Annotated in this window: 12 protein-coding genes; all 12 read right to left on the minus strand. The window is 61.8% G+C overall.

Annotated features, from left to right (window positions below):
* Positions 1-2,220: conjugal transfer protein TrbE (trbE, locus tag AC1VNY_RS35355; protein WP_482408639.1), on the minus strand; the 2,220-nt coding region annotated here is incomplete at its 3' end.
* Positions 2,221-2,230: 10 nt separating this feature from the next.
* Positions 2,231-2,494 (minus strand): VirB3 family type IV secretion system protein, encoded by a 264-nt coding sequence (locus tag AC1VNY_RS35360; protein ID WP_018272744.1) that lies wholly within the window; start codon positions 2,492-2,494, stop codon positions 2,231-2,233.
* Positions 2,494-2,817: a TrbC/VirB2 family type IV secretion system protein gene (locus AC1VNY_RS35365; protein WP_018272745.1), complete on the minus strand. Its 324-nt coding sequence runs from the start codon at positions 2,815-2,817 to the stop codon at positions 2,494-2,496. The genes AC1VNY_RS35360 and AC1VNY_RS35365 overlap by 1 nt, the downstream gene beginning before the upstream one ends.
* Position 2,818: 1 nt before the next feature.
* Complete coding sequence (gene trbB, locus AC1VNY_RS35370) at positions 2,819-3,733, minus strand: P-type conjugative transfer ATPase TrbB (protein ID WP_482408662.1); 915 nt, start codon at positions 3,731-3,733, stop codon at positions 2,819-2,821.
* A gap of 222 nt (positions 3,734-3,955) precedes the next feature.
* On the minus strand, positions 3,956-5,284 hold the full coding sequence (locus AC1VNY_RS35375) for an MFS transporter (RefSeq protein WP_482408640.1): 1,329 nt from the start codon (positions 5,282-5,284) through the stop codon (positions 3,956-3,958).
* A gap of 135 nt (positions 5,285-5,419) precedes the next feature.
* Positions 5,420-5,845 (minus strand): ribbon-helix-helix domain-containing protein, encoded by a 426-nt coding sequence (locus tag AC1VNY_RS35380; RefSeq protein ID WP_018272748.1) that lies wholly within the window; start codon positions 5,843-5,845, stop codon positions 5,420-5,422.
* Positions 5,846-5,851: 6 nt separating this feature from the next.
* Positions 5,852-7,840, minus strand: coding sequence for a conjugal transfer protein TraG (locus tag AC1VNY_RS35385; protein WP_482408641.1), 1,989 nt, complete (start codon positions 7,838-7,840; stop codon positions 5,852-5,854).
* A gap of 35 nt (positions 7,841-7,875) precedes the next feature.
* Positions 7,876-9,639 (minus strand): relaxase/mobilization nuclease domain-containing protein, encoded by a 1,764-nt coding sequence (locus AC1VNY_RS35390; protein WP_026193059.1) that lies wholly within the window; start codon positions 9,637-9,639, stop codon positions 7,876-7,878.
* 276 nt (positions 9,640-9,915) lie between these two features.
* Positions 9,916-10,788, minus strand: coding sequence for a lytic transglycosylase domain-containing protein (locus AC1VNY_RS35395; RefSeq protein ID WP_482408642.1), 873 nt, complete (start codon positions 10,786-10,788; stop codon positions 9,916-9,918).
* The gene (locus AC1VNY_RS35400; RefSeq protein WP_018272752.1) at positions 10,785-11,297 is read right to left on the minus strand and encodes a S26 family signal peptidase; all 513 of its coding nucleotides are present in this window, start codon (positions 11,295-11,297) and stop codon (positions 10,785-10,787) included. Before AC1VNY_RS35400 ends, AC1VNY_RS35395 begins: the two co-directional genes overlap by 4 nt.
* On the minus strand, positions 11,294-11,758 hold the full coding sequence (locus AC1VNY_RS35405) for a DUF2840 domain-containing protein (protein ID WP_018272753.1): 465 nt from the start codon (positions 11,756-11,758) through the stop codon (positions 11,294-11,296). Before AC1VNY_RS35405 ends, AC1VNY_RS35400 begins: the two co-directional genes overlap by 4 nt.
* Positions 11,759-12,047: 289 nt before the next feature.
* Positions 12,048-12,929, minus strand: coding sequence for a replication initiator protein A (locus AC1VNY_RS35410; protein WP_018272754.1), 882 nt, complete (start codon positions 12,927-12,929; stop codon positions 12,048-12,050).
* Positions 12,930-12,935: the final 6 nt, after the last annotated feature.

A 12,935-nucleotide genomic window follows, 5' to 3' on the forward strand; every position in this document is an offset into this window, starting at 1 on the left:
GTATAAGAGACAGGGCGTTGCCCGACTCAATAGCTCGATCTGGCGGTCATTGAGGCCGAAGCGGCGGTAGATGGCCGTGATTTGCGGTTCGATCGCCCGTTCGTTCGGCAGCAACAAGCGAGTTGGGCAGCTTTCGATGATCGCCGGCGCGATCGCGGAGCCGTCGATATCCGAGAGCGACTGAGTGGCGAAGATGACGGAGGCATTCTTTTTCCGAAGCGTCTTCAGCCATTCCCGAAGCTGCCCAGCGAAATCCTCGTCATCGAGGGCAAGCCAACCCTCATCGACAATCAGGAGTGTCGGCCGACCATCGAGACGATCCCCAATACGATGGAAGAGGTACGCCAGCACGGCTGGCGCAGCACTCGTTCCGATCAAGCCTTCGGTCTCAAACGCCTGGACCGACGCCTCGCCGAGACGTTCGAATTCGGCATCGAGCAAGCGCCCGGAAGGTCCGCCCAGGCAGTATGGTTGCAGGGCGCGCTTCAGGGAGTTCAATTGAAGAAGGACTGACAGGCCCGTGAGGGTGCGTTCCTCCCTCGGCGCCGAAGCGAGAGATGTTAGCGCCGACCACAGATGATCCTTGACCTCAGGGGTGATCTCGATCTTTTCCCGTGCCAGGATCGCGCCGACCCATTCCGTCGCCCACCCTCGCTCGGAAGGATCATCGATCCAGGCCAAAGGTTGCAGCGCGACTGGGTTTTCGTCCCAGTCAGACAATGCACCGCCGAGATCATGCCAGTCGCCACCCATGGCGACCGCGGCCGCCCGGATCGAACCGCCGAAATCGAAGGCAAAGACCTGCGAATTCGGGTAACGACGGAACTGTAGCGCCATCAGGGCAAGCAGGACCGACTTGCCGGCTCCAGTCGGTCCCACTACTAGCGTATGGCCGACATCGCCGACGTGGAGCGAGAATCGGAAGGGCGTCGATCCCTCGGTCTTGCCGAACAGAAGCGGCGGACCCTTGAAGTGCAGATCCCTCGACTCGCCGGCCCAAACGGCCGACATCGGAATCATATGGGCGAGGTTGAGAGTCGAAATCGGAGGCTGCCGCACATTGGCGTAGACATGCCCGGGCAGACTGCCGAGCCAGGCTTCGACGGCGTTCACGGTCTCGATCATGCAGGTGAAATCGCGGCCCTGTATGACCTTCTCGACCAGCCTCAGCTTTTCATCGGTAGTGTTGGGATCGCGGTCCCAGACAGTGATGGTCGCCGTAACAAAGGCTTGTCCGTTCTGATCCGACCCCAGTTCCTGCAACGCTGCGTCGGCATCAAGCGCCTTGTTGTGGGCGTCGGTATCGAGCAGCGTCGACGCCTCGTTCGTCATGACCTCCTTGAGAATGGCGCCAATCGACTTTCGTTTGGCAAACCACTGCCGCCGAATCCTGGTCAGCAGTTTGGTGGCGTCGGCCTTGTCGAGCATGATTGCGCGCGTCGACCAACGATACGAGAATGCCAGACGATTCAGATCGTCCAGGATCCCCGGGGTCGTCGCACCCGGAAAGCCGACAATCGTCAAGACCCGAATATTGGCTGAGCCCAACATCGGCTCTAGCCCGCCGGTTAGCGGCTGGTCGGACAACAGCGCGTCGATGTACATCGGAATTTCAGGCACGCGAACGCGGTGACGCTTGGTCGAGATCGTCGAGTGCAGGTAGGTCAGCGTGTCCTGATCATCGAGCCACGCGCATTCCGGCATAAATCCTTCAAAGAGCTGAAGCACACGGTTGGTTTGGTCGATAAATCCGCGGAGCACCTCGCGGGCGTCTGCTCCCACAGTCCGATCGCGTCCCTCATAGAGCAGGCGCTCTGCCCTGGCGGCCCCTTCCTCCGGAGGCAGATAGAGGAAGGTCAGGAAGTAGCTGGACTCATAGTGGGCACCCGCCTCCTCGAACTGAGCCCTGCGTTCGGCGTCGACCAGCGCAGACGCCACATCCGGAAACGCGTTCGGCGGATAGCTACCGGCAAAATGGCGCTGCGCCTCAACGAACACGGCCCAGCCCGATCCCAGGCGACGCAGGGCGTTGTTCAGGCGACCGGCGACGGCGACCAGCTCGGCCGGCACCGCGCTGTCGAGGTCGGGGCCGCGGAATTTCGCCGTCCGTTGGAAAGACCCGTCCTTGTTCAGGATGATTCCCTCGTCGACCAGGGCTGCCCATGGCAGGAAGTCGGCGAGACGGGCGTCGGAGCGGCGATATTCAGCGAGATTCATCATGATCGGGGGCTCAGGTGTTGAGATGGCCGGGAATGCGCAGATGTCGGCGCACCACATCGACGAATGCGGGATCGCGCTTGGCGGCCCAGACGGCGGCCATGTGGCCGATGAACCAGAGAACAAGACCCGCGATCCAGAGCCGAAGTCCGAGCCCTAAGGCTGCCGCAAGCGTGCCGTTGACGATCGCGACCGAGCGCGGCGCACCGCCCATCAGGATGGGCTCAGTGAGTGCGCGATGAACGGGCACGACAAAGCCTGCCACCTGACCATCCATCAGATCACCACGCCGCCGCCGAAGGAGAAGAACGACAGGAAGAAGCTCGAGGCGGCAAACGCGATCGACAGACCGAACACAATCTGGATCAGCCTGCGGAAACCACCGGACGAGTCCCCGAATGCGAGCGTGAGCCCGGTCACGACGATGATGATGACGGCGACGATCTTGGCGACCGGACCTTCAACCGACTGCAAGATCTGATTGAGTGGCTGCTCCCATGGCATGTTCGAGCCGGCAGCCCACGCCGGAGGGGATGCCACAAGCACCGCGACGAAGGCGGCCGTCGACGCACCTCGAAGAAAGTGAAATTGCTGACGCATGTCAGTCTCCTGCTGATGAAAGATTGTAGTCGCCGCTGGCGCTGAGCCCCGAGATGAGGGCGAGTTCAGCGAGACGACGATCGGCGCCGCGGCCTGCAAGCACGGCGACGAGGTCGATGGTTTCGGCGATCAGAGCACGCGGAACCGTGATGACGGCTTCCTGGATGAGTTGCTCGAGCCGCCGCAGCGCACCGAGCGCGGTGCCCGCATGAATGGTGCCGATGCCGCCGGAATGGCCGGTGCCCCAGGCCTTGAGGAGGTCGAGTGCTTCGGCACCTCGGACTTCGCCGATCGGGATGCGGTCAGGACGCAGTCGGAGGGACGAGCGGACAAGATCCGACAGCGTCGCCACACCGTCCTTGGTCCGCAGCGCAACGAGATTGGGCGCCCTGCACTGCAGCTCGCGGGTGTCTTCAATCAGCACGACCCGATCGGAGGTCTTCGCCACCTCGGCCAGAAGCGCATTCGTCAACGTGGTCTTGCCCGTCGATGTCCCGCCAGCGACAAGGATGTTCTTCCGTGCGGCCACCGCGTTCTGCAGGGTCCTGGCCTGCTCCGAGGTCATGATGCGCCTTGCGACGTAGTCGTCGAGCGTAAACACGGCGACGGCGGGCTTGCGGATAGCAAAGGCCGGTGCTGCAACGACCGGAGGCAAGAGACCTTCGAAGCGTTCGCCTGTCCCGGGTAGTTCGGCCGAAACCCGTGGCGCGCCGGCGTGTACCTCGGCGCCCACATGATGCGCAACCAGGCGAACGATGCGTTCGCCATCCGCGGCCGACAGAGTTTCGCCTGTGTCGATCAGGCCGTTCGACAACCGGTCGATCCACAGCCGCCCATCCGGATTGAGCATCACCTCGATGATCGCTTCGTCTTCGAGGTAGCCGGCAATCGCGGAGCCGAGCGCGCTACGCAGCATTCGCGCACCGCGCAAACTCGCCTCCGATTGAATGGAATGGATTGCCACCGTTCGCCCCCACCGAGTGAGAGCGTCCACAGACGGCCCTCAGATGGGGATGATTAAGAAAGGCACCAACGGACTTGGTGCAACAATAGCTTTCAGTGATCGTAGATTAGCGTAGAAAAAGAAAGACTAAAAACTTATCTATGAGGCCTACTCAATCGTAATGCGAGTTAGTGCTCACCACTCAGCATCATCATCCGCGGGTATGAGGACCACCGAATTCTCATACGAGCTTACTGACTCGACAACATTGAAAACATTAGCCGGCACGAAGAACGGAATTGACCTCATCCATGAAGCTAAGTATCGGCCCCAAGGCAGCGCGAACCAGACCAGCGCCCCGATCTGCAGCGCTACGTTGACGCCGAACGCGACCTGATAGGCTTGGACGGTCCTATGGCCATCATTCGCAGACAATTGCTCCAGGATCAGTCCTGTCGCGTATTGTGCCAGAAATGCCCAACCAAAGTGCAAGACGTTCAGGGCGCCATTGGCACGACCGGCAAGCTCCGGCGGAAAGTAATCCGCTATCACCGCGAAGCTGACCACGGTTGCCGTTCCTACAATTGCGACAATGGACCAGGGCAAGATGGAGGGCAGAGGCGCTCGCAGGACTAAGGCTAACTCGGCTGCGATGAACAGCATTGCAACCATGGCCAATATTGCCTCCGCCCCGATTCCTCCTCGTTTGATCTGATGGACGGCCATACCGAACAACCAGGCACCCCCGCTAAGTACAATCGCCATAATGCAGAGCAGCCTGACGAGGCTTGGGCGATCAAGCCCCTCTACGTCTGTCAGCCACGGGGATGCCCACAACCCCTGCAGGGACCAGGACGATCCAACGCAAGTCGCTGACAACGGAGCAATTCGCCAGAAGCGCCAATCGCGAAAAACGGAGCTAAGGGTGGCGCGCGCTGTTGATGGGATAGTGCCTCGTTCGGGCACCACTACATAGATGAGAATGGCTGTAGCAGCGGTAGCGGCCGCCAGGATCTCAAAGAGCTGCCGCCAGCCCATCCAAGCGAGCAGGTGTTCGACGGGAGCAGTAGCGGTCACCGCTCCTAGCGAGCCCAGCATGACCATGTAGCCGTTCAGCAAAGCAACCCGCTCCCTGGGGAACCAAAGGACGATGGACTTCAGTCCTGCCGTCAGCGCCGCCGCCACGCCAAGCCCGATCATTGCGCGCGCTATCAAAAGTAACAGGAATACGGTCGATACCGCGAACAGTGCGGCGCCCGCGGCGACGACCAAAAGCAGAGCACTCTGAACGCGACGCGGACCAAAGCGGTCCAACAATATGCCGACGGGGATCTGAGCCGCCGCGATCACCAGGAAATACACTGAAGTAAGCAACCCGAGGTCGGCATTCCCAAGCCCGGTATCCGAGCTGAGATGACTGGCGATCAAAGCGTTGATCGTTCGAAACAGGTACGAAAGATAGTATCCAGCAGCGAAGGGGAGAAAAACGCACGCGATTCGACGCCATGCTGGTGAAATTTGCATGCTGGCCCCTTTTGCTCTCAACTCGTGCGAGCCGATAGCGTGTCCAGCTTTTTGTCAGTTCGGCTAAATTGCTGCGGTCGTAGGCTGGCGTAGAAAAAGAAGGGACGGCGCGATAGCGTATCCAAAGACAATCCGTCAGGTTTCGCCTGCCGGTTCCTGATGGCGGATATCTTCTGGAATCTCGCGGAGGAAGCTTTGCCCCTTTTGCAAGCGACGCCCGAGCGCTTCGACGAACCCTTCAAAGCGTTCCCTGCCCTTTGCCTGGGCTGCCGCCTGCGCATCGTTGGGTAGCGGCGGCGTAATCGTCAGCCAGAAGCGAATGAAGAGGGCCAAGGTCTCCGCCGTCAGACCGACGTCGCGCTCCAGCCTCTGCATCTGACGCGACAGCCGATCCAGGCGGCGGGTAAACGCCGCCTCCCGCCTGTCCGTTCCGTCCGGTGAGAGAAACGAAGCGACAGCCGCTTCCACGATCGCAGACCGGGAAAGCTTCTTGCGATCGGCAAGCTCTGAGATCTGCTTCAGAAGCTCTGGCGGGAAATAGACGTTCATCCGGTCGCGCATGTTGCCTCAGAGCTCCATACCGTCATTCGGATACATGGCGACTTGACGGGCGACACCACGCATCTGCCGGCGTATGAGCCGAGACTGACGGACCGCCTCCTCGTCATCGTCAAGAACGGCGGCAAATTCCTCTGCTGGCGTCGGCTCAGTCGTCTCCTTGGCGATTGCGACGTGATCGGGGAGTTCGGGCTCACGACGGAGTCCGCTGTTCGCCGTGTCTTCCTCGGCCTCCGTGGCTTTATCAGTTGGATCTCCCGTCGGCTTCAGCGTTCCGTGCGCTGACCATCCGTCCATCCGCGATGATCCGCCGGCGCTCGCCGGATCGGGCGGCGGCAGAATTCGCTCGGTGAACCGACGATCCTCGTAGTAGCGGACCTTCTTCGCCCGGATCGGCGGCGTGCCCGCCACCATCACGATCTCGTCCATCGGCGGAAGCTGCATGACTTCGCCTGGGGTCAGCAGCGGCCTTGCCGTCTCCTGGCGCGAGACCATCAGGTGCCCCAGCCAAGGATTCAACCTGTGACCGGCATAGTTCTTCATGGCCCGCATCTCGGTCGCCGTACCGAGTGCGTCGGACACGCGCTTGGCCGTCCGCTCGTCGTTGGTCGCAAAGCTGACGCGAACGTGACAGTTGTCGAGGATCGCGTTGTTCGATCCATAGGCCTTCTCGATCTGATTGAGCGATTGCGCGATCAGGAAACTCTTGATGCCGTAACCCGCCATGAAGGCGAGCGCGGACTCGAAGAAATCGAGCCGCCCGAGCGCCGGGAACTCATCAAGCATCATCAGGACACGATGCCGGCGGTCACCCGCGTGCAAGTCCTCGGTCAGGCGCCGCCCGATCTGATTCAGCACGAGGCGGATCAGCGGCTTTGTTCGCGAGATATCGGAAGGCGGCACCACGAGGTAAAGCGTCGTTGGACTGATATCGGCGATCAAGTCGGCGATCCGCCAGTTGCACCGGCGGGTTACCTGGGCCACCACGGGATCGCGGTAAAGTCCGAGGAACGACATCGCCGTGGACAGGACGCCGGAACGTTCATTGTCCGACTTGTTGAGAAGTTCGCGCGCGGTCGATGCGACGACAGGATGCGCGCCTTGCTCGCCAAGATGCGGGGTGGTCATCATCGCTCTCAGCGTCGCCTCGATCGGCCGCTTTGGGTCGGACAGAAAGGAGGCGACGCCGGCCAGGGTCTTGTCCCCCTCCGCATAAAGGACGTGGAGGATGGCACCAACCAGAAGCGAATGACTGGTCTTCTCCCAATGGTTCCTCTTGTCGAGCGAGCCTTCGGGATCGACCAGGACGTCGGCGACATTCTGGACGTCGCGGACCTCCCACTCGCCGCGCCTGACCTCAAGCAGAGGATTGTAGGCTGAAGATTTAGGGTTGGTCGGGTCGAACAAGAGAACGCGACCGTGCCGCGCGCGGAAGCCGGCGGTCAACCGCCAGTTCTCGCCCTTGATGTCGTGAACGATGGCTGAGCCGGGCCAAGTCAGCAGCGAAGGAACCACAAGCCCGACGCCTTTGCCGGACCGGGTCGGCGCAAAACACAACACGTGCTCCGGTCCGTCATGGCGAAGGTAGTCGTGGTCGAGTTTGCCAAGCACCACGCCATCCGAACCGAGAAGCCCGGCTGCTCTCACCTCCGGCGCATCGGCCCAGCGCGCCGAGCCATACGTCTCAACATTCTTGGCCTCGCGCGCCCGCCAGACCGACATGCCGATCGCCACAGCGATCGAAACGACAGTCCCCGACGCCGCAATGAAGGCTCCCTCGACGAAGACCTGAGGTGCATAAGCGTCGTAGACGAACCACCACCAGAAGAAGATTGGCGGGTAATAGACTTTCCAACCCCAAAGCTCGAACCAGGGGCAACCAAGCTCCGGCTGGTACGCGAACCGCCAGGCCGTCCACTCGGTTGCTCCCCAGATGGCCATCAAAACGATCAGACCGACAACGATCACTTGGCCCCAGAGGATTTTGGTTCCGGACATCCCGAAGGTCCCTCCCAACTGAATTGGCGAGATAGCTAGAGGCCCAAGTCGCGCTTGCGGCCGATGCCCCATTCGATGCCGCCGCCGTCCTTGATGATGCCCGTGATGTGTTGGCCTAACTTCTTCTCAAGCTCGCGCGACCACGGCACGAGCTGGAAGCCGAGCCCGTTGTCGATCATGGCGAAACGTCCCGAGGCGAGCGTCAGGCGCTGGCGATACGTGCCCACTACGTGCTCGCCGGAGGCAGCCTTCACGTAAGGCAGGCCGGTATCGGCCGAAACCCTTGCTGCAACCTCGTCCAGCTCGCGTCGGCGCAGCGTGTTCAGGAGGTCGCGTTGCAGGACGGTGCGCGGTCCCTGCCGCCTCGCTAGACCTTCCTGAACCAGATGCTCGGCACGCGCTTCCATGGCGTCGCGGATCTCGCGGCCGAATCCTCCCATGGCGAGCGGCATCGGATCGCGTTCGACCAGCCGGTGGTCGAGCCAGGTCGCACCTTTCGCGGTGACCTGCTCGCCAAGATCGATATCGGAACGGGGCGCGAGCACCAGGATGGGAAGCGGATCCTCGGCTTGACCGAAACGTCGTAGTTCGACGATTCCGCCGACCGGCGGTGCATGTTCGAAGGCCTCGATCTCGCGGAAGCGGACGTGGTGCGCGCGTCCATCTGTGCCGTCGATGACCGCGTAGGTCTCGCCAGTCAGTTCGTCATGTAGTCCGCGATCAACCAGCCGTCCGATGATCTGGGATGTCGGCCGGCCACCTTCGATGATGTAGTCAGATACGCCGCGCGCTTCCCCGCGCTCTGTAAAGGCGCGGTGCATGGTCTTGATGATGTCGCCGCGCAGGCCAAGGTCGCGCAAACTACGCTCGGCCTCGAGCCCGACCATCCATTCACCCGGCGCAGCGGATGCGGCAAGGCCCATCTTCTCCAAGTGTTGAAGGCGACCAACCATCAGGCGCCGTATCTCGGGATCGGAGCTGCCCGGGTTCTCGGGGCGAAGATCGATAGTGCCGATCTCATCGGTTGCCAACCGGATCTCCCGATCTAGCCGCGTCCATCGTTCCGCCGTGACTTCCCTCTCCAGCGAATTGCGGATCTCGTGCTCCGGCTTAGGACCCAGTTCAATGGCGACCAGTTCCTCGGCGCGTGAGCGCAGGCCCTGACTGATGTAGTCGCGGGAGATCACGAGGTCCGCCCCGTCCTTATCTACGCCCCGAACGAGAAAATGGACGTGTGGGTTGTCCGTATTCCAATGATCGACAGCCACCCAATCGAGCCGCGTGCCGAGATCGGTCTCCATCTGCTTGGCGATGTCGCGGGTGAAGGCCTTCAGGTCCGTCATGTCGCCGGCGTCCTCGGGCGAGACGATGAACCTGAAATGATGCCGGTCGTCCTTGCATCGTTCTGCGAAAGCCGCGCTATCGGCGCGGTCACCGCCGGCATCGAACATCTCGGCCCGTTCACCACTCCGGGTCACGCCGTCGCGCTTCAGGTATGAGAGATGGGCGGTCAGTGGTGCTGAACGGAAGGCGCGCCCTTTATGCCCAACCACGCGCGCCTTCACCACGACGCGGCGCGTCGGGCTAAACAATCTGGCACGGCTAAAGGACAGCCGGCCACGGCCAAACGTCGAGCGCCCATAGGCCGCCGAACGCCTGCCGGCCATGGTCTGCCCCGGGGGGTGTCCTGCTGTCTTCGCCGCCCGCAGCACCTGGTTGATGAAGCTCTTGGGCTTCGGCACGCGGGCGCTGCTGATGCGCCCAGGCCGAATACGCAGGTCGCTATCGCCCACGCTCACGGGCTGGCCTCCCAGCGATCAAAAGCGCACATGGTGCCGAAAATGCCCTTGATTGCATTCGTCAAAATGCAAGGCGCGGCACGCGACCCGACCGACCGGCACGCCAGAACCCAAGCCATGCCAATGGCTTGCGGTTCGACCGGCGAGCCCCTTTTATCTCGCCGTCCTGCCGTCGTGCCTCCCCACTGCCTTCGCCCTTTCGCCCATCCTTCTCCGCGGCACGCCAATGCATGCCAGCTTGCGCAGTCGCTCATCGCGGGCCTCCTGCATCATATCTCACGACGAACAACCCTGTTGTCTGTGGCACGATGGCCGAGATGTCGTGACCGGTGGCCGTCGTCGGAGCCCGGTTTGGCGAGCGCTTAGGCTCCAGCCGCGCAGCGGTCTTTGAACTTTCAGACCAAACAACGAAGAGCGCCGCTGCTGATGGGCGCAGACTCCCGATTGTGCTGGAAGCTGCGATGTCGCTGCCGACGATAGGTGCAAGCCTCTGCAATAGGCTTGGGTCTCAGCAGGCAATGAACGGCCGGCGAGATGCTCCTCGTAGCGAGCAGGTCCGGCATTGTAGGCTGCAAGGAAGCCCGGTGAACCGTAGCGGTCGAACAGTTCGCGAAGGTACGCAGTACCCGCAAGAATATTGTCATGGGGATCGTACGGATCGTTGCCGAGGTCGTATCGCAGACGCAGCTCTGCCCACGCCTCTGGCATGATCTGCATAAGCCCCATGGCGCCTTTCGGTGACCTCGCACGCACGTCGCCTGCGCTTTCGACGTTTATGACGGCGCGTATCCACTGCAGCGGCACGCCGAAGCGAAGCGCGGCCTGCTCGACGAAATCGGCATGCGAATCGACGGCTCGATAATTCGCTTCATACCTCGCGAATCGTGCGTCGGCGACAGCAGGAACGTTGCTCACGCTCAGCGCAACGAACAACGGCATCACAGCGCGCAAGCTCCCCTCAAACAATCGTAAGCCTGCCACCGTGCTCGCGCCCGTCCAGGGTAAAGCCGCTTCGCGCCGGCCGTTCGGCCGCCCTGGACCGCCGCTGCGCGCGACGGCTGCGCAGTCGTTGGTCGGGACGGAGCAATGGTGCAGCACTGCGCCGAACAGAGGAATGGCCGGTCGGAAACTCAACACGCGCACAATCATTCCTCCCAGGTCCACACTGGCAACGCACGGCCAACGACAGCCGATGCCGGCAAGAGCCCGAAATAGCGGCCGTCAAGCGAGTCCGCGGACTGCCAGTTCATGACGAAGAGTTCGCCCTCGCCAACGACGCGACAGCCCTGCCATTTTGGGAGCGGCCGGCCGCGGCCATCGCGATCCCGAGCCTCGCCCATGTCAATGGTGTCAACCGAAACTGTGAGTCCGCTTCTGCAGACAGTTTGCCCCGGGAGCGCCAGCACCCGTTTGAGCATCGGCAACCCGGCTGGCAGATAGCCATTCAGGTCAAGGAAGGTCGCGAGCGGCTCCGGTGGCTGTACGGCCAGGAGTTCCGTAGCGAATAGTTTTTCCGCCGGCTGCACGCGGTAGAGCCCGATCGGTACGCTTTCGGATGCATTCCAGATGTAGGCCGGTGTGATCTCCAGAACGATCGGCGCTATAAGAGCGGCGGCACCGCCGAGCATCGTGGTCAACGTCTTCAGCCGCAATGTCATCGCATGACCCTCTGCCGGTGAAGCCATGCCTGGTGGCGGGCTCTCGTGTAGGGGCGCGGGTTTTCGTTGACGGACAGACGATTATGAATGTGATGCCAATGATCAGGAGCGACGTCGGCGGGATCGATGCCGAGCGCTTCGATGGCGTCGACCATCTGCAGCACCCGTTCGACCTTCGGCCAGCCGGATAGCCGCAGCAAAATCTCTCCGCCGGGCTTCACATACGGCACGGTCGAGCAGCGCTGTCCCGGTGGGATCGCGCGCAAGATGTCAATCCGCGAGATGATCGTGCCAAAGTCGCTGGAGGTCCAACGGACGAAGGCAAAGATGCTGCCCGGCGCGAATGACAGGACGCGACGGTGACGATCGATCTTCTTGTCCTCGACGATGCGACCGAACCGAATGCGGTTTTCAATCCGCTTCTCGAGCCAAAGCACTTCCACTTCGGTGAGGTCCCTCATGCCGCCACTCCCTGAAGCTGGAACTGGACGCCATGAGCTTGGGATTCGGTGACGGGCGCGTGCGGCTTGCAAGGGCAAGCAGGGCTGATGGCCCGCCGTTGCCAATCGCCTCCAATGCGGCTTGCGGCCTGGTCCGTTAGAAGAAATCCGAAGGATTTCTGGTTAGTAAAGTTAGACGGGCTGGAAAGCGCGGAGAAGCAAGCTCTTAAGCTCGATTTTGGTCCCCGATAGCACGAGGATTGGGTCCCCGATAGCACGAGGGTTGCGGTCCCCGATAGCACGAGCTGATTCACAGGTTGTCCTCCGAATTTGGAATGAGACCGCGCCGGCGCAGGCGTGCCGTTAAGGGATCAACGGGCGTAGGCGCGAAGTTCAGTCGCTCGGTGCCGTTCGGATCGCTCGTGAGCACGAGCTGATAGCCGGGCAATGTCTGGCGCTGGACGATCTGACGTACGTCGTACGCGAAGTGCTTGAGCGGCGAGAGGATGCCGGACTTGGCATGGAGGTGCGCAAGATCAAAACTCCAGCCACCGTCCTGCCGACCACCGTGCTTGCGCACGAGCCGATAAAGCCATCGCTCAAGGCCGCCCGTCAGATCGAAATAGGCGCGGTCGATCGTGAGCACGAGTGCGTCATCGATGACGCCCGCGTAGAACCAATCAGGCAGGATCAGCTCGAGCCCAAATGGACGGCCATTTGCATCGGCGGTCTCCTTCCACTCGTTGATCCACGAGAAGCGATGCCGCCGCCGTTCTGTCGGCTGGCGAATCGACGTCAGCACGGTCGTTGACTGAAGTCTGTCGAGTCCCGCCTTGAGGCGGTCATAGTCGCGCGCACTAGTCCCGCAGCCGACAAACGTCAGGATCTCGTAAGGCGTTGCAGCCATCAGGCGCGACGTCTTCAGGCCGGCGTCACGTGCTTCGACGATCTGGGACGCAGCCCAGATCAGGACGTCTGCATCCCAGATGGTCGCCATGCCGTGTTCCTGTACAGCTTCGACACGAATGGCGATCGCACCCGTATGGAAGTCGATCGGCACAATCCGCTTTGTTTTTGCGAAGGAAAAGAACGGATAAGCCATCAGATCCTGCGCGTCGCGCGGCGCAAGATCGCCGGGTAGCGCCCGGAAGAGCTCAAGCTGGTCGCGTTCGGAACGGTGTTTGCGCCGCACTGTCAC

The sequence above is a fragment of the Bradyrhizobium ferriligni genome (genome assembly GCF_056837965.1).